The sequence below is a fragment of the Daquilactobacillus linshuiensis genome, from assembly GCF_052828685.1.
This window is the reverse complement of sequence record NZ_CM128255.1, coordinates 986,854-1,004,993: the sequence shown is the minus strand read 5'-3', so window position 1 is coordinate 1,004,993 and position 18,140 is coordinate 986,854. Positions and strand designations below refer to the sequence as shown.

Sequence of the window (18,140 nt, the reverse complement as noted above, 5' to 3'; positions counted from 1 at the left end):
TTGAATTGGTTTATATTTTCAAGAGATATGCACGTACTTTGTAATCCAAGTACTGATTCTAAAGACAGCTTGCCAATCTATAATGACAAACAGAATATTGTAATTTCAAACAATACAGTTGTTTCAACGTATGATTTCACTGTTCCACAGAATCACCCCGACGCTAAATTCTTAAAATATGGTAATTATATTGTTTTTAAAGATAAATACGAAAAAACAAAGATGTATACATTAATTGAGTTTGATGGAGATGATACTGAAACTGATTGGCATGCTGAAGATGTTGGACTTGATTTGTTAAATGAAACTGCTGATAAATGGGACTTCACAGGTCAACCACACGACATTAAATGGTATTTAGAAAACCATCTACTATTTGATACCGGGTGGACTGTTGGAATTAATGAAGTTTCAGATTTAACTAGAGCATTGAAATTCGAAGGTCAGAGCGATACTTCTTTAAAACGATTAGGCGATATTGCTAATCAATTTGATGGTGCAGAAGTTGATTTTACTATTGAATTAAATGGAAACTTAATTACGAAACAAGAAATTAACATTTATAAGAAAATAGGTTCAAAAGCTATTTCACAACGATTTGTGGACAGTCAAAACTTAATATCTTTAAACAGTAAAGGCAGTATTGCTGATTTAAAAACAGCACTAATTGGCTATGGTTCTCAACCTGAATCCACAGATGGAAAAACTAATGAAGCACCAATTACTTTTAAAGATATTAATTATGATGATGGACAGTTCTTTAGCCCATATGGCTCAGAGTATTTAATGGATAGAGTTAATCATCAACAGTGGTCTAGATATTCAGGTTATGACCCCAACAATCCAAAAGAAACAAATGGGTATATAGTTGGCATATATTCATATGACACTAAAGACCCACAGGAACTTTTGAAACGTACTATTACTCAACTTCAAAAAGTTAATCACCCGAACGAAACATACGAAGCTAACTTATTAGATATCAAGGCGGACATTGGAGATTATGTGCAGATAGCTCATAACAACTTCAATCCGCCTATTTATTTATCCGCTAGAGTTGAATCAGTAACCAATTGTTATACTCAAAAAGGACAAGATACTGGTACTTTAGGTGACTATTCAAAGTTAACTTCTAATGTAGACCAAAATATCAAAGATATTTTAAATAATTTAAATGGTGTAACGATTAATAATTCAACAATGAGTTCTTCAACAGTTAAAGGTTCTAAAATGGTTAACGAGTTTAAATATGATGAAGGTGGTGGAACCCAAGCCGTAGGAACTTCCATAATTGAAAATGGTGCATTTAAAATTGATTATAAAGAAGTTTTAGGAAATGGAGCTGATGGACTTTCAGGTGAAGTTCAATTATATAATCAGGGGTTTCAACAGACTTTAAAAGATTCAAGCGGTAAAGTTTTAACTTCAATGTCTTTAACAGCAGATGGATTGACTTTGATTAACAATTTGAGTAGCAGAAATACGACAGGTCAATTAACTGCTGAAGATATTGATAGTGCGGGACCAATTTATTATAAATCGTCGAATGCAGACGGTAGCTATGTTTTAAGTTTAGAAAAACATTTTAGAAAAGTTTGGATTAGTGGAGTGATTGTGCTACCTCAAGCTTCTTTTCCAAACTATGTACATATATTTGATATTCCTGATACTAAAATGAGGACTAAAATTAATAGATATATTTTTGGTAATTTAGTTGGCAATAACCCAATTCCGGGAATGTTGGAGGTTAGACCTGATGGTTCAGTATGGGCTGCGGGAGTTCCTCAAGCTGGGCGATATTCATTCGAGAGTAAATCATACTCAACAGATGCAGTAGATTTATCGAAAGCAAAATTTATAACAATAAAGTAATGAAAGGAGAAATACATGAGTGAAACCGTAATTAAATTAGATTTAAATAATCAAACAATATTTAATCCCATTGTAAAAATTAGAATGGGTGACGGAAATATATTAAATATCAATGTAAGTATTTTCGATAATGGAGAGACTGCTGACCTATCTAAGTTTAATAAAGCTGAATTTAGAGGGACAAATAGTAATAGTGAGTTAGTAATTAAAGAACTATCTGATTTTCAAAAAAATGAGTTTGAATTTACTTTTCCCAAAACTGCAAGCTCAGTTGCTGGAGCATTTAAAAGAGCATATTTTGTTTTTTATACATCAGATGGTCAAATTTCTACATCTGATTTTAATATTCAGGTATTTCAAAATTCGGACTCAAATAGCAAACACGCTGATGAATTGGTTGATAAATATAATGAGTATTTAAAAAAACTTCAAGATATATTTGATTCTGGCAAAGCTGGTTTGGATACTGAAATCAAAGAATTAAAAGATAAACTTGAAGAAATTTCAAATAAATTAAAAGATGTGAATTTTGTGACTCAAGATGATTTAAAAACGTATGCCAAAAGTTCAGATTTAGATAATTATGTTGAAACTATAGATTTTGAAAACCATAAAAATGAATCAGATAAGAAGTATTTAAATCAAAATGTAGGAACTATTGATAGTACAACAGATTGGAATACAATTACGAAGTCAGGGATATACCATGTAAATGGTAGCAATGGTGCTAATGCACCGCTTGGTAGTACTAAAACATGGGGTGATTTACTTGTAATTGCTAATGGTAATTGGATAGAGCAACACTATTTCTGCGCTACTCAACGAGGAACAGAATATATTAGAAGTTATTCAGGGGAAAATTCCGTATGGAGCCCTTGGAATAGCCCCATTATGGCAAATGATTTTATTAAAAAAATCGATTTAAAGCCAATTAATGGAGCTACTCAAAGCTGCCATTTAACTATAGTTGGTGAAAAATCCATAACATTAACTTTTGATACGAAGATACCTAAAAGTGCTGCTGTTACTTGCTACAAGATTGATTCAAAGTACGCACCAAAAGTTAATACACCATTTACGTTGGGACATAACAGCATGTCATCTCAGGCCGTATTAGTAATTACTGTCAAAGGTGATATTGTGATAACAAACGACGATGATCAGAAAGCAGTATTCGGAAGTTTTTCATATTCAATCTAAATCTAGGAGAAATAAATTGGAAAAATTAATATATTTTTATGATGAGAATTTAATATTCTCAGAATGTAAGATTTTAGAAACAGAAGAGTTACCAGAAAATGCAACTCTTAAAGCCCCAAGAACTGAAGTGGGATATGAACCATATACGTATGATCCTGCTGCAGATGATTGGAAAGGTGTATCAGAAGAAGAGTATTTAAAAGCTCATCCAGAACCTGAACCAGAAGCACCTGAACCAAGTGAAGTAGATAAAGCAATTGCTAAACTAACATTAAACCAAGCTACTCAAAAGGTAGCTCAAGATAAATTCAATGCTAATGTATTGCTACAAATTGCTAAAATTGGAGGTAATAAATAATGTTTGAATATATTAAAAGTTATTTTGAAATGGGTCTATATTCCGAATCAGACTTAGATACATTCGTATCTTCTGGAATGATTACAGAAGAGGAAAAACAAGAAATTTTAAAAGAAAAATCAAAATAGACTAGCTACTGATATTTAGTAGCTAGTCTATTTGTTAGGAGATTAACTTGAATTTAGAAAAAGAGGTAGAAAGTCATACAGGAAGAATTAAAACTCTTGAACATGATGTTAAAGAGCTTAGTCAAAATTTAAGAGATGGTCTTCAAAGAGTAGATCAATCAAACGAATATTTGAGAACTCAAAACAATGACATTTTAAAAGAGATTATTAAAAGAAATTCTAATGCCGAACAGAGAGATTACGAATTAAAAAAATTAGGAAAAACAAATCAAGTTAAAATGTTTGGAATGATTTTTGGAGCGAGCGGTTTAGCTGCTTTGGTTTTAGATTTCTTAATGAAGTTAGTTAAATAGGAGGAATATATATTGAAAAATAAAATAAGTAAATTAGTAGTCGCCTTAATGGCGATTTTTTTGTTGGTTTTAACAAATGTAGCAAGTGCATATAGTGTTGACTACACATATGCATTGAATGGAAATGAAGGAACATATCAAATTCCATACAACAGATTAATTATTGCGCACGATACAGGAACTTATGCTCCAGCTCGTAATAATGCAATATTTGAAAAGCGTACTTGGTTAAGTAATCAAGCATTCGTTCAATACATAGTAGGTGATGGTGGGCATGTTTACAAAGTTGGACGTGATGGAAATGTAAGTTGGGGTGCTGGTTCATGGGCTAATGCTAACGCACCAGTTCAAGTAGAGTTGGCAAGAACCTATAGTCAAGCACAGTTCAATATTGATTATGCGGTATACGTTAATCTTTTGAGAGATTCAGCACGTACATACGGTATATCAACTAATCTAGATACTGGATACGGAATTGTTGGTCATAAATGGGTATCCGATAATGTCTGGGGTGATCATCAAGATCCATACGGATATTTAGCAAGTCACGGAATTAGTAAAGCTCAGTTCGCTCAAGACTTAAAGACAGGATTACCTGAGAACGGAAATTATCACCCTAATAATTCATCATCAATCCAACAATTTAAGAATGCTGGAAACTGGTATACAATCAATAAACCTATAAGGGTAGATGAAGTCAGGTACTGGAGAGGTTGCTGGCAATTCGTTAATTATGAATTAGCAGGTGGACGTGATGTGAACTGGGATAATAACGGTATTCCCTTAGCAATCGTAACTAGAACTGATGGTGGAGATAATGACAATGTTGGTAAAGGTGCAATGGTTAAATTTGATAGTCCTTGGAATACAGGTACAATTGATTCATATGACCCTGCAACAAATGGCGTAGGAGTTAATTATGGAAAATATGGCATGATTTGGTTCAACGCGGATACATTGTTAAAATTATAGAAACATTAAAAAGAGGTCTAGCTACTTAATGTAGTTAGGCCTCTTTTTATTTTAAAGAAATTTATAAATTATAATTTATAAAAAGTTATCCACAATTTCATGTATGATAAATACTGTTAAATAGGTTTTTTACCAATTTTAAAGTTAGTAATTTAAGAAAAATATTTTGTGTTTTCCACAAGAATATTGGTTATAAATGCTGATATGTAAGTATTCTTAATGTGTTGCATTTTTAAAACAATGTTGCTAATATAGTAGATGAGCAAGTCATTGAGTGGCCTTGCTTAGCTTTGCTTTTTTTATTTAGTGTAGTAGATAGCACACTATGTTGCCAGGTGAAAGCTTATTTCACCCCTAGTTCTGAGTAGAGACTGATCTATTCCTGTGCTATATAAAATGCCGGTGCCAGTTTTTCTGGCATCGGTTTTTTATTTGGAGGAGAAGAACATTGGAAAATCAATTTGACAAAGAAGTTCCTATCATTATTGATAAGGAAAATGATATTGATTTTTATAGAATATTAGTAGATTACCGTAATTTCTTTTCTGGTAGATCAATTAAAATTACTACTAATTATAATTTACTTAGTACATTTATTGTATCTTTTAATGATAATGATTTACCTCACTTAATGGGATGGCATAAGTTGAGAAATAGTAGAGCTACAAAATTAATATCTGCTGTTGAAAGTGGTTCTTTGACAAAGGAAAAAGTAAAAAGGCATCCAAAATGGCATGAAGCTTCTCAAAGAATGCTTTCTTATAATTTTATGCATAGAATTTTTGTTGATCAAGATATATCTGCCTTTGTTTATACAAGAGAAATGAAACCCAACAGACAAAATCTTGATATTGTATTTTTAAATAATAGAAAAAAAGATACTGTTATTCTCGGCTTAAGGAAAGCTAATGGTAGGGATACATTTATACCAACAACTTTGCACGTTGAGCCATTGAATAATTCATATAATGGCAGAAGAAGAACTAGAATAAAATCTACTGAGTGGTTATAGTGGTATTTATTTTTTAAATAAAAGATTTATTATGAATAATTACTAAAAAAGCTCACTGCTTACTTGATTAAATTCAGGTAGGTAGTGGGCTTTTTTTTATTTGTCACAATCAACTATTGCTAAGGTTAATTTTATTATGTCTAAGGTTATGAGATAATAAACCAAATTTAAAATATTAATGAGTGGGGAAATTAATATGGTTATAAAAAGTGATAAACATGTAGCTAGTCAATTAGCTAATGGTATTGGGGAATCAATTACTGACTTAAGTGGGATAAAGGGTAACTCAATAGACCAAGATAGCACAACTAATGTATCTGTAGTAAAAACTGCTAGTAATACAATAGATGATGTAGTTGGTTTTGTCTCTAAATATGAATTAGCTGTTAAACAAGTGATGAAAGATATTAAGTCTGTTGCTGATAATTTTGAAGTAACTGATAAGGACACAAAGAAATTATTTGAAAAGATTAAGTAGGCGTAATCATGACAGATAGTAAAATCGATTCAATTAATAATGAACTTAAAGACATAGAAAATAAAAGATTTGATATTGAAGATGAAATACATAAGAACCAAAATCTTCAAGAAGATAACTTTAATAATTTAACTCAATCTAGGGCAACAATGAATGATATACAAACTGATTTTTATCGAGATGAAAAATTAGGTACTTGGTTAAATGATATGAGTTTAGAACTAGAACAAAGACAAAAGAAAACTGAACAATTATTAGAAGACAAAGATAATGATTTAAGAAGTAAGAAGAATAGCTTAAATAATAAGTCAGAAGAATTAATCTCACAAAGACGTAAATTATACTAAGGGGAAGTATATAAATGGGACTAAGATATGTAATTGATAGTGCTGAAGAGCAGTCAGAATCAAGTATTAGATATTGTAATAAAATAATTGAAGCAATGGATTCATCAATTAAAGCTTTAAATAAGTTTGTTAACGATGAAGAATTACAAGGTAAGACATATAGTTCCGCAAAGAACTTTGTAAGACAAATTCATATACCTTTAGCTAAGGGGATAGTTGAAGTATGTGAAGAAGTGATAAAGAAAAACAAACATTACGTTTCAAAATATAGAAGTGATGTAGCTACAGTAACTGTAGATGAAGACAGAGAAAATCAACATATAAGTAAAGTTCAAAGACAAATTTCAAATACAAGAGCTTTAAATGACGCACTACCTAATCCAATGTCTAAGAGTTCTATTGAGATATACCAAGAAATAGAAAAACAATTAAAAAAGAAGATACAAGATTTATATGATTATGACTCAGAAACTCATAATAGTTTTGAATCAGTAGAGAATTTATTAAGTAGTTTATCTAGAGGTTTTCAACAACTATCAGCACATTCAGGATTTAATCCTAAGACTGGTACATTTTCAACAGAGGGAATGGATTTAAGTTGGACAAAGAGTATTAATGATAATTGGAAGAGTTCTAAAGAAGAACAGATAGAAGAATTAGAAAAAAATTTTGGTATTAGTAAAGAGATTGCTAAATTAATTATAAAAATGCAAAATAAGGTTCATGATTATGCCAAGAAACATCATATGAATCAAGATGAAGAAAATCACTTTTATTTTAGTCTTTTGGCTTCGGCTGCAGGATATCAAGGAAATTTTGTTTGGGGAACAGCTGCTAATAATCCTGGAACTAATGATTTGGAAAAAATACTTAAAAATATGGGATTTTCAAATCATGAAATTAATAAAATGATAACAAATAAAGATAAAGAATATTATCCATATGTTAGTAAGAAATATGATTTTGGTCATTTAATGGCTTGCTTATCAGTCATTACAAACAATAATTCTGGGAAGACTATTGCAGATATCGGAACCACTTCTACATTCTCTTTTTTAAATACAGATAATGAAACGATTAACAGAACTTCTAGGGGATCTTATGACAGAATAGATGAAGCAGCAACATTTAGAGGAGATATTGCATCGGGATCATTTGACAGAAAAGATTATATGGCGGATGTTGATTCTTTAAATCTTAAAAAAAGGGGACCAGGAAAAGGTAATGTTTTAGATATATTAAATAAGTATTTTGCATCACTTTCAAATGGAACAAATAGAGCAAATGAGTTAGCAAAAAATTATGGTGGAAAAAATAATTTACATAATAGAGTTTTTGATAGCATAGATGATGCAGGTAATTTGAAATTAGCATTTAACAAATGGAAGTATAATTTGAGCCATAAGGATAAACTAGACAAGAAAAATAATGACATGTGGAATTATTTTTTGAAAGATTTTAACAAGTAGGGATTATTGTATTATGAATGGAAAAATAATGAAGAAGATTATTATATTTGCTTTTTTAGTATGTATATTAATTTATGGATTTTATTATCATGAATTCAGACAAAGAAATGCTTTTTATTTTGCATATAGGAGTGATCCTACTAGTTTTAATAAGACTAGAAAAGGACTTATTAAGTCTATTGATAATAGTGGTGATATGCAGAGAGAGATTTTAAAAGATAATGGTGTAGACTTCGAGGTGTTGCATGGTGGACGTGGAGTTAAATTTATTAGTGTATCAGACAGTCAGAATTATATTACTTTTAGTAATAGTGATTCGTCATATAACATTGGGAATAATAATTCAAAGGATGTATATATGTCAGGATTAAAACCAAATTCAAAAGAACTTAAGATAAAGAAAAAAGGCATGAAAATGTATTTTAAGGTTATTAAAGAACTTTATGAAAAATGGGAATTGAGATAGTTTTAATGACTCTATATAAGAAGAGTTACTGAACTAAAGACTTAAAGATGATAATATCGATCACTAATCTCTTCGTGAAATTCTAACAATTGTTTTACTGTTGCAAAATGTCTAATGTAAATCTTAATTATAATAGAATAAATAGTTTTATACATAATTACCTCCTATATATAATTACGCAAAAATAATATAAAAAATATATGTAACTTTTTGGTTCCGGTAATGGTTCCGAGTGACGTCTGAATATGAAATAAATGAAAGATATGTTACTTGCTAAATACTTATAGATTAAGGTTTGCTATTGATTGATGTTATCTAAAATCATATTGGATATAAGAAAAATATGTTTGCTCTTCTTGGAAAGCCTGGATTTGAAGAACTAGGTAAGAAACTAAGCGAACGTTTATAGTATAAAAAGACATTTACTGAAAAAGTAAATGTTTTTTTATACAAATCACTTGCACTCGTGGTTCAAAATGTTATTATTATCTTTGTAATTAGCACAAAGAACTTAAGAGTGCTAAAAAATATTTTTTTGGAGGGATTAACGTGTTAAAACCATTAGGTGATAGAGTAATTCTTACAGTAGACTCTGAAGATGAAAAAACAGTGGGTGGCATTGTACTTGCAAGTAATGCCAAAGAAAAACCACAAACCGGTGTTGTAGTATCAGTTGGTGATGGTGCGATTTCCCAAGATGGAACAAAGCTATCTATGACAGTAAAAGCTGGCGACAAAGTATTATTTGATAAATATGCCGGTACAGAAGTTAAAGATGAAGATAAAGAGTATTTAGTAATGCATGAAAAAGATATCATTGCAATTGTTGAATAATAAAAGGGAAGTGTAAAATATGGTTAAAGAAATAAAATTTTCTGAAGATGCTAGAGCAAAAATGCTTAAGGGTGTCGATCAATTAGCTGACACAGTCAAAACAACAATGGGTCCTAAGGGAAGAAATGTAGTTTTGGAACAATCATTTGGTAGCCCAGAAATTACAAACGATGGTGTTACAATTGCTAAAGCTATTGAACTTGAAGATCATTTTGAAAATATGGGAGCTAAATTAGTTTCAGAAGTCGCTTCAAAGACTAATGATGTTGCCGGTGATGGTACAACAACAGCCACAGTTTTAGCTCAAGCTATTATTCGTGAAGGAATGAAAAATGTCACAGCAGGAGCTAATCCAGTAGGAATTAGAACAGGTATTGAAAAAGCTACCAATGCTGCTGTAGAAGAGCTTCACAAAATTTCACATAATGTTTCAAATAAAGATGAAATTGCTCAAGTTGCTTCTGTATCATCAGCAAGTCAAGAAGTTGGTAAATTAATTGCTGATGCTATGGATAAAGTTGGTAACGATGGAGTTATTACAATTGAAGAATCAAAAGGTATTGATACTAGCCTTGATGTAGTTGAAGGTATGCAATTTGATCGTGGATACTTATCACAATATATGGTTACTGATAATGATAAGATGGAAGCCGACCTTGAAAACCCATACTTATTAATTACTGATAAGAAAATTTCTAATATCCAAGATATTTTACCAATGCTTCAAGAAATTGTTCAACAAGGTAAGTCATTATTGATAATAGCTGATGATGTTGACGGTGAAGCACTACCAACACTTGTATTAAATAAGATACGTGGGACATTTAATGTTGTAGCTGTTAAAGCACCCGGATTTGGTGATCGCCGTAAAGCTCTGCTTGAAGATATTGCTACTCTTACTGGTGCTACAGTTATTACAAGTGATTTAGGTCTAGAATTAAAAGATGTTAAACTTGAACAATTGGGACAAGCTGGAAGAGTTACAGTAACTAAAGACAATACAACAATTGTTGAAGGAAATGGTGATAAGAATGCTATTTCTGAACGTGTTGAAATGATTAAGAAACAAATTGTAGAGACAACTTCTGACTTTGATAAAGAAAAACTTCAAGAAAGACTTGCAAAACTTTCAGGTGGTGTTGCCGTAATCAAAGTTGGTGCTGCAACAGAAACTGAACTAAAAGAACGTAAGTACCGTATTGAAGATGCATTAAATGCTACACGTGCCGCAGTTGAAGAAGGCTATGTAGCTGGTGGTGGAACAGCCTTGATGAACGTTATAAGTGCTGTTGCACAACTAAAAGATGAAGGCGATGTTCAAACAGGTATTAATATTGTTTTACGAGCATTGGAAGAGCCTGTAAGACAAATTGCAACAAATGCTGGACTAGAAGGTTCAGTCATAGTAGAACACATGAAAAATGAAGAAAATGAAATTGGTTATAATGCTGCTACTGGTGTTTGGGAAAATATGATTAAAGCTGGAATCATTGACCCAACAAAAGTTACACGTTCAGCATTACAAAACGCTGCAAGTGTTGCTGCATTATTATTAACTACAGAAGCAGTAGTTGCTGATAAGCTAGAAGAAAATAAAGCATCAGCTGCACCAGCAGATCCAACTGCTGGAATGGGTGGCATGATGTAATAAAGTTTTTTAAAGAACTTTAAAACAATCAATCAACTATGGTTGATTGTTTTTTTGTTTATTAAAAAATAATTTTGGCTAGTCGCGCTATAGATTAAAAATTGATACAATAGCAGTATTACAAAAAGAGGTAGATCATGCGTATATTATTTGTAGGTGATGTTGTTGGAAGTATTGGAATAAAAGCTTTGAATACATACTTAAAAGAACTTAAATCAGACTTGAAACCGCAACTAACGATAGTAAATGGTGAAAATTCTAATGCAGGAAAAGGAATTAAGGAAGTAGATTTTAAAAATATATTAAATAGTGGAGCAGATATTGTAACTTCAGGAAATCATGTCTGGGATAAAAGAGAGGTTCTTGATTTTATTGACAAAAAAGAAAATATGCTTAGACCACTTAATTACCCGGGAAATGTACCAGGTAATGGATACAAGACTATTAATATTAATGGTGATAAAATAACTGTATTAAATATGCAAGGTACGGCTATGATGCAACCTATTGATAATCCTTTTTATGTATTTGACAAGTTTTATAGTGAACATAAAGATGAAAAAATATTTATTGATTTTCATGCAGAAACTACTAGTGAAAAAATTGCCTTTGGTCGATATACAGATGGCCGAGCACAAGTAGTTGTAGGAACACATACACATGTTCAAACCAATGATGCACAGATTTTCCCTAAAGGTACGGCCTATATAACTGATGTTGGAATGACAGGTTCAATGGATGGTATTTTGGGTGTTAAAAGTCAAAGAGTGATTAATAGATTTTTGACACAACGGCCTGAAAAATTCGATGTAGAAGAAGATGGTCGAATGCAATTAAATTACGTAATTGTTGATATAAATGAAAATAAAAATACAATAAAAGCAAACTATATTAGATCTTAATAAGGTGGAAAAATGCCTCAAAAAACAAAAGATACACCAATGATGCAGCAATACTATGAAATTAAAAATAAATATAAAGATGCATTTTTATTTTACAGAGTCGGTGACTTCTACGAATTATTTCAAGAAGACGCAATAAAAGGATCACAAATTCTTGAATTAACACTAACTGCAAGAAATAAAAATGCTGATGATCCAATTCCAATGTGTGGAGTTCCGTATCATGCCGCTGATACATATATACAAATATTAGTTGAACATGGGTATAAAGTCGCAATTTGTGAGCAAGTAGAAAATCCTTCTGATGCTGAAGGGACAACTGTAAAAAGAGAAGTAATTAAAGTTGTTACTCCTGGTACAGTCATGGATGTTAAATCCGAAAATAGTAGTGATAATAATTATATTACTTCAGTTGTAAAAGGTGAGAATGACTATGCTATTACATACGCTGATCTTTCAACTGGTGAGTTAAAGGCAACACATATTAAAAATACAGATGAGGTCATTAACGAATTGTTGACTTTAAATACCAAAGAATCTGTTATGAATTTTCAAGATGTTAAACTTGAAGAGTCAATGAAAAAGCTTGGTATACTTATAACATTTATCGATGAAATAAAAGATACATCTGAAGTTAACTATGTCATTCAAGAACTTGAAAATGAATCAGAAATAAAAGCAACTCAATATTTAGTTTCATATTTGGTAGATACGCAAAAAAGAAGTCTTTCACATCTGAAAATCGCTCAAAGTTACGAGACTAATTCTTATTTACAACTAGACTATTCTGCACAGGATAATTTAGAGCTATTTAAGTCATTGAGAACTGGAAAAAAATATGGTTCTTTGTTATGGCTTCTTGATGAGACCAAAACGGCGATGGGTTCTCGCTTACTTAAACAGTGGATTGCCAGACCTATTTTAAGTAAAGAAGAACTGGTGAAACGACAAGATAAAGTACAAATATTAATGGATAATTTTTTTCAGCGATCAAGTTTACAAGATTATTTAACAAAAGTGTATGATTTGGAAAGACTCGCAGGAAGAATTGCATATGGAAACGTTAATGGCCGAGATTTATTACAATTAAAGACGTCATTAAGACAAGTTCCTTTGATACAAGAAATTTTAAGAGATTTAGATACCAAAGAGTTTAATGATTTTGCTAACTCTTTAGAAAACTGTACGGATATATATTCTCTAATCGATAGTGCAATAAACGAAGATACACCACTATCCGTTAAAGACGGTGGTGTTATTAAAGATGGATTCAATTCTCAGCTTGATAAGTATCGTGATGCTTCTAAAAATGGAAAAAAATGGATTGCAGATATGCAAGCAAAAGAACAAGAAGAAACAGGAATTCATAGTTTGAAAATAGGATATAACAAAGTTTTTGGATATTATATTGAAGTTACAAAAGCTAATGTTGCAAATTTACCTGAAGGCAGATATGAAAGAAAGCAAACATTAACTAATGCTGAAAGATATGTAACACCTGAATTGAAAGAAAAAGAAAGAATTATTTTAGAAGCAGAGGAAAAGTCAAGTTCTTTAGAGTATCAATTATTTACGGAGCTTAGAGAGAAAATTAAGGATGATATAGTAAAACTCCAAAATCTTGCTTTAAAGATATCTGAATTAGATATTTTACAAAGTTTTGCGACTATTGGTGAAGAATATCATTTGATAAGACCTACTTTTTCCTCAGATAGAACTATTAATATTGTTAATGGTCGTCATCCAGTTGTTGAAAAAGTTATTGGACAAAATAAATATATTCCAAATGATATAAAAATGGAAAAAGATGACAATGTTATGCTTATCACCGGTCCGAATATGTCTGGAAAAAGCACATACATGCGTCAAATGGCTTTAACAGTTATAATGTCTCAAGTTGGAAGTTTCATACCAGCAGAATCAGCAGTATTACCAATTTTTGATCATATTTTTACTAGAATAGGTGCAGCAGATGACTTGATTTCTGGTGATAGCACTTTTATGGTCGAAATGAAAGAAGCAAATGATGCTTTAAAAAATGCTACTAAAAATAGTTTATTAGTATTTGATGAGATTGGACGCGGTACTGCTACCTATGATGGTATGGCATTAGCACAATCAATTATTGAATATATAGAAAAAGATGTTCAAGCAAAAACTCTATTTTCAACTCATTATCATGAATTAACCGAGTTAGATAAGAAATTTACAGGTGTAAAAAATGTTCATGTAAATGCTACTGAAGAAAATGGAAATTTAGTGTTTTTACATAAAGTATTACCAGGACCAGCAGATCAATCTTATGGAATACATGTTGCCAAGCTTGCTGGACTACCTTCACAAGTATTAGTTCGGGCCGAAGAAGTTTTGCAGAATTTAGAATCAAAAAGCAATGCTTATGATGAAAAGCAAGTTTCCAAAAAAAATATAGATGGATCAACTATTAAAGAGCAAGATTTACAGTTATCACTGTTTAATGAAGAAAATGAGATTACTAGTGAATTAAAAAACACTAATTTGATGGATATAACTCCAATGGATGCAATGAATCTATTGTATAAATGGCAAAAGGAGCTTAAATAGTTTTTTAGAGGGGGGATTATTTTGAGTACAATTTATGAATTATCTGAAGAATTAGCGAATAAAATTGCTGCTGGTGAAGTAATTGAACGTCCTGCTTCAGTAGTAAAAGAATTAGTTGAAAACTCAATTGATGCTCACGCAAATCAAATTGAAATAGACATTGAAGATGCTGGAATGAAAAAAATCTCTATTATAGATAATGGGGACGGAATAGCTGATGATGATGTTGAACTTGCTTTTCATAGAAATGCGACAAGCAAAATTAAAGGAGCTAATGATCTATTTAATATAAAAACTCTAGGTTTTCGTGGAGAAGCTTTGGCTAGTATTGTATCTGTTTCAAAAGTTGAATTAACAACAAGTACAGATGGAACAAGTGCCGTGAAAGTTAACTACGAAGGCAATAACTTAATAAGTAGAAAAATTGCAGCTAGGCCAAAAGGAACTACAATTGTAGTAGAAGATTTATTTTTTAATACACCTGCACGATTAAAGTATATTAAAAGTCAAAATACTGAATTAAATAAAATAATTGATATTGTAAACAGAATTGCTTTAGGACATCCAGAAATTTCGATTACTTTAAAAAATAATGACAAAAACCTTGTTAGGACTTCTGGTAATAATAATCTAGAGCAAACAGTGGCTGGTATTTATGGGCGAAATGTCACCTCAAAAATGGTTAAGTTTGAGGCTGAAAATTTAGATTATAAAGTTGTTGGATATACTTCACTTCCTGAACTAACAAGGGCAAATAGAAATTATATATCAGTCATTTTAAATGGTAGATTTATTAAAAATTATATTTTATCTCGCTCAATAATAAGTGGTTATGGATCAAAATTAATGATTGGAAGATTTCCAATTACGGTTTTAAGTATTCAAATGGATCCTATTTTAGTCGATGTGAATGTACATCCAACTAAACAAGAAGTTAGATTAAGTAAAGAACAAGAGCTCGCAACTTTAGTCAGTGGAGCAATAAACCAAGCCATTAGTTCTTTAAATTTAATTCCTGATGCAATGGAAAATCTACAAAAAAGCAGGACTGTTCAATCAAAAGTCGAAGATTTACCAATTGATTTAACATATACTGATGATAAAGAATCGAAAAATAGTTTTATTAAAGAATCAACTGATGATATTTCAACTTCTCCCATTGAAAACAAAGAAATAAGACAGGAAATCATAAATAGTGATTCTATTTTTGATAATCCAGAAAGATTAAAAAAATGGGATGAACGTTTAAAAAAAGAAATTAATAACTTTGAAGAAAAAGAAGAGTATAAAAAATTCCCTCAGTTATTATATATAGGACAAGCTCATGGAACTTATTTGTTAGCCGAAAGTGAAGATGGTATTTATTTTGTCGATCAACATGCAGCTCAAGAAAGAGTTAACTATGAAAAGTATCGAAAAGAAATTGGTGTGGTTCAAAAAGATCAACAAAAGCTTTTGGTCCCTATTGTATTAGAATATCCTAATTCGGATAGCGTTTTAATTAATGATCGGCTAGATTTATTTGAAAAATTAGGATTACATTTACAGAATTTTGGTCAAAATAGTTTTTTAATTCAAAGCCATCCGACTTGGTTTAAAAAAGGACAAGAAGAAGATACTGCAAGGGAATTAATTGACTATGTTTTAAACGATAAAAATATGACAATTGAAAAATTTCGAGAAAGTGCTGCAATTATGATGAGCTGTAAAAGGGCAATTAAGGCTAATCATCATCTAGATCAGCAGCAAGCAAAGGCACTTTTGCAAAATTTAGCAAAAGCAAAAAATCCATTTAATTGTCCACATGGTCGTCCAGTTTTAGTACAATTTACTAATAAGGATTTAGAAAAAATGTTTAAGAGAATTCAAGATTCTCATGAAAGTCGGAGTATGTAATGTTTGAATATTTAATGGGACAAGTTTCGGCCATTCATCCAAGTTATGTCGTAATGGATGTAAATGGAGTAGGATATAAGTTGCTGGTTGCTAATCCATACAGATATGAAATGGATGAAAAAACCACAATATATGTTGAACAAATAGTTAGAGAAAATGAACAATCTTTATACGGATTTTATGATTTAAGTGAAAAAGAATTGTTTGGAAAATTAACGAGCGTTTCTGGTATTGGACCAAAAAGTGCGTTAGCAATCTTAGCTGGAAATGATATTTCTGGAGTGTTTTCTGCTATTGAAACAGGTGATGCGACTTATTTAACTAAGTTTCCCGGTGTTGGGAAGAAAACTGCACAGCAGATAATATTAGATTTGCAAGGGAAAATATCATTTGATAAGACACAACCTAACTTGTTAGATAATCACTTAGAATTATCATCAAGTGTTGCTTTAAATGATGGACTTGAAGCATTGTTATCACTTGGTTATTCAACTAAAGACATAAAGAAGATTACTAACCAATTAAAAGAATCAAAAGCAAATACTGCTGATGAATATGTACGTGAAGGATTGAGACTATTGATGAGCTAGAGAGGAGGTAAATGAATGGATGAAAATGAAAGACTAACAGATTCAGATATTAATAGTGATAAAGAACAACAAGAAGAGATAACTCTTAGACCTAAAAGACTAAGCCAATACATAGGGCAAGAAAAAATAAAAAAAGAAATGAGTATCTATATTCAAGCTACTAAAAGTCGTGGAGAAGCTTTAGACCATGTTTTATTATATGGACCTCCTGGATTAGGTAAAACGACGCTGGCAATGATTATTGCTAACGAACTTGAAGTGGATATTCATACAACTACTGGTCCGTCAATTGATAAAGCAGGTGATTTACTTGCAATGCTGTCAGAACTACAGCCTGGGGACGTTTTGTTTATTGATGAAATCCATAGACTACCAAAAAATGTTGAGGAAGTTTTATATTCTGCTATGGAAGATTTTTATATTGACATAGTTGTAGGACAAGGGCCGGAAGCACATCCAATCCATTTTACCCTTCCTCCATTTACTCTCATTGGTGCAACAACAAGAGCTGGTCAATTATCAGCTCCGCTTCGTGATAGATTCGGAATTGTTCAACATATGAATTATTATACTGTTGATGAATTAACACAAATAGTTCAAAGATCATCTGAAGTTTTGAATATGGAGACAATTCAAGATGGAGCATATGAAATTGCACGAAGATCCCGTGGAACGCCTAGAATAGCCAATAGATTGTTAAAGCGTGTTAGGGATTTTGCTGAAGTATCTGAAAAAAAAGTTATTGATATGCAAATAGCAAAACACTCATTAGATCAATTGCAAGTTGATAATAATGGACTTGATCAAGTTGATAGAAAAATATTAAAAATGATGATTGAGTTATATAAAGGTGGTCCACTAGGATTAAAAACAATTGCGGCTAACATTGGTGAAGAACAAGAAACAATAGAGACTGTTTATGAACCATATTTAATGCAATTAGGATTTTTAAAAAGGACACCTCGTGGAAGAATGGTTACTAAAAAAGGGTATAATCACCTAGGTATCCCATATAAAGAAAAGGACTAAAAA

18 protein-coding genes are annotated in these 18,140 nt (G+C 31.2%); all 18 read left to right on the top strand.

The genetic code is table 11. From position 1 onward, the window contains the following. Positions 1-1,872, top strand: a complete 1,872-nt coding sequence (locus tag ACUV9F_RS05360) for a phage tail spike protein (protein ID WP_446183301.1) — start codon at positions 1-3, stop codon at positions 1,870-1,872. A gap of 15 nt (positions 1,873-1,887) precedes the next feature. Further along, positions 1,888-3,072, top strand: a complete 1,185-nt coding sequence (locus ACUV9F_RS05355) for a BppU family phage baseplate upper protein (protein WP_446183300.1) — start codon at positions 1,888-1,890, stop codon at positions 3,070-3,072. 16 nt (positions 3,073-3,088) lie between these two features. Beyond that, entirely contained in the window at positions 3,089-3,430 is a 342-nt protein-coding gene (locus ACUV9F_RS05350; protein ID WP_446183299.1) for a hypothetical protein, read from the top strand. Next, positions 3,430-3,558 (top strand): XkdX family protein, encoded by a 129-nt coding sequence (locus ACUV9F_RS05345; protein WP_446183298.1) that lies wholly within the window; start codon positions 3,430-3,432, stop codon positions 3,556-3,558. Before ACUV9F_RS05350 ends, ACUV9F_RS05345 begins: the two co-directional genes overlap by 1 nt. A 47-nt stretch (positions 3,559-3,605) precedes the next feature. Then, positions 3,606-3,911, top strand: coding sequence for a hypothetical protein (locus ACUV9F_RS05340; protein ID WP_446183297.1), 306 nt, complete (start codon positions 3,606-3,608; stop codon positions 3,909-3,911). 12 nt (positions 3,912-3,923) lie between these two features. Continuing rightward, positions 3,924-4,883 (top strand): peptidoglycan recognition protein family protein, encoded by a 960-nt coding sequence (locus ACUV9F_RS05335; protein WP_446183296.1) that lies wholly within the window; start codon positions 3,924-3,926, stop codon positions 4,881-4,883. A gap of 448 nt (positions 4,884-5,331) precedes the next feature. Beyond that, positions 5,332-5,895, top strand: a complete 564-nt coding sequence (locus ACUV9F_RS05330; protein WP_446183295.1) for a PBECR4 domain-containing protein — start codon at positions 5,332-5,334, stop codon at positions 5,893-5,895. Between the two features lie 196 nt (positions 5,896-6,091). Continuing rightward, the gene (locus tag ACUV9F_RS05325) at positions 6,092-6,373 is read left to right on the top strand and encodes a TIGR04197 family type VII secretion effector (protein WP_446183294.1); all 282 of its coding nucleotides are present in this window, start codon (positions 6,092-6,094) and stop codon (positions 6,371-6,373) included. A gap of 8 nt (positions 6,374-6,381) precedes the next feature. After that, complete coding sequence (locus ACUV9F_RS05320) at positions 6,382-6,720, top strand: DUF3958 family protein (protein ID WP_446183293.1); 339 nt, start codon at positions 6,382-6,384, stop codon at positions 6,718-6,720. Positions 6,721-6,734: 14 nt separating this feature from the next. Continuing rightward, a complete protein-coding gene (locus tag ACUV9F_RS05315) occupies positions 6,735-8,189 on the top strand; it encodes a T7SS effector LXG polymorphic toxin (protein ID WP_446183292.1) in 1,455 nt (484 codons plus the stop codon). 13 nt (positions 8,190-8,202) lie between these two features. Further along, the gene (locus tag ACUV9F_RS05310; protein ID WP_446183291.1) at positions 8,203-8,655 is read left to right on the top strand and encodes a hypothetical protein; all 453 of its coding nucleotides are present in this window, start codon (positions 8,203-8,205) and stop codon (positions 8,653-8,655) included. A gap of 549 nt (positions 8,656-9,204) precedes the next feature. Then, entirely contained in the window at positions 9,205-9,489 is a 285-nt protein-coding gene (gene groES, locus ACUV9F_RS05305) for a co-chaperone GroES (protein WP_446183290.1), read from the top strand. Between the two features lie 19 nt (positions 9,490-9,508). After that, the gene (gene groL, locus ACUV9F_RS05300) at positions 9,509-11,137 is read left to right on the top strand and encodes a chaperonin GroEL (RefSeq protein WP_446183289.1); all 1,629 of its coding nucleotides are present in this window, start codon (positions 9,509-9,511) and stop codon (positions 11,135-11,137) included. Positions 11,138-11,274: 137 nt separating this feature from the next. Continuing rightward, positions 11,275-12,039 carry a TIGR00282 family metallophosphoesterase gene (locus ACUV9F_RS05295; protein WP_446183288.1) on the top strand — a complete coding sequence of 255 codons (765 nt, stop codon included), beginning with the start codon at positions 11,275-11,277 and terminating at the stop codon, positions 12,037-12,039. Between the two features lie 12 nt (positions 12,040-12,051). Then, positions 12,052-14,622, top strand: a complete 2,571-nt coding sequence (mutS, locus tag ACUV9F_RS05290; protein ID WP_446183287.1) for a DNA mismatch repair protein MutS — start codon at positions 12,052-12,054, stop codon at positions 14,620-14,622. Between the two features lie 21 nt (positions 14,623-14,643). Beyond that, positions 14,644-16,518 (top strand): DNA mismatch repair endonuclease MutL, encoded by a 1,875-nt coding sequence (gene mutL / locus ACUV9F_RS05285; protein ID WP_446183286.1) that lies wholly within the window; start codon positions 14,644-14,646, stop codon positions 16,516-16,518. Continuing rightward, positions 16,518-17,108 carry a Holliday junction branch migration protein RuvA gene (gene ruvA / locus ACUV9F_RS05280; RefSeq protein ID WP_446183285.1) on the top strand — a complete coding sequence of 197 codons (591 nt, stop codon included), beginning with the start codon at positions 16,518-16,520 and terminating at the stop codon, positions 17,106-17,108. Before mutL ends, ruvA begins: the two co-directional genes overlap by 1 nt. Positions 17,109-17,123: 15 nt before the next feature. After that, entirely contained in the window at positions 17,124-18,137 is a 1,014-nt protein-coding gene (gene ruvB, locus ACUV9F_RS05275; protein WP_446183284.1) for a Holliday junction branch migration DNA helicase RuvB, read from the top strand. The last annotated feature ends 3 nt before the right edge of the window (positions 18,138-18,140 follow it).

What these genes read in the sequence shown, in the direction of transcription:
- mutS (WP_446183287.1), top strand. Translation starts at nt 12,052, where the DNA reads ATGCCTCAAAAAACAAAAGATACACCAATGATGCAGCAATACTATGAA.
- ruvB (WP_446183284.1), top strand. Translation starts at nt 17,124, where the DNA reads ATGGATGAAAATGAAAGACTAACAGATTCAGATATTAATAGTGATAAA.
- ACUV9F_RS05345 (WP_446183298.1), top strand. Translation starts at nt 3,430, where the DNA reads ATGTTTGAATATATTAAAAGTTATTTTGAAATGGGTCTATATTCCGAA.
- ACUV9F_RS05295 (WP_446183288.1), top strand. Translation starts at nt 11,275, where the DNA reads ATGCGTATATTATTTGTAGGTGATGTTGTTGGAAGTATTGGAATAAAA.
- ruvA (WP_446183285.1), top strand. Translation starts at nt 16,518, where the DNA reads ATGTTTGAATATTTAATGGGACAAGTTTCGGCCATTCATCCAAGTTAT.
- ACUV9F_RS05320 (WP_446183293.1), top strand. Translation starts at nt 6,382, where the DNA reads ATGACAGATAGTAAAATCGATTCAATTAATAATGAACTTAAAGACATA.
- groL (WP_446183289.1), top strand. Translation starts at nt 9,509, where the DNA reads ATGGTTAAAGAAATAAAATTTTCTGAAGATGCTAGAGCAAAAATGCTT.
- ACUV9F_RS05325 (WP_446183294.1), top strand. Translation starts at nt 6,092, where the DNA reads ATGGTTATAAAAAGTGATAAACATGTAGCTAGTCAATTAGCTAATGGT.
- ACUV9F_RS05310 (WP_446183291.1), top strand. Translation starts at nt 8,203, where the DNA reads ATGAATGGAAAAATAATGAAGAAGATTATTATATTTGCTTTTTTAGTA.
- ACUV9F_RS05315 (WP_446183292.1), top strand. Translation starts at nt 6,735, where the DNA reads ATGGGACTAAGATATGTAATTGATAGTGCTGAAGAGCAGTCAGAATCA.
- ACUV9F_RS05355 (WP_446183300.1), top strand. Translation starts at nt 1,888, where the DNA reads ATGAGTGAAACCGTAATTAAATTAGATTTAAATAATCAAACAATATTT.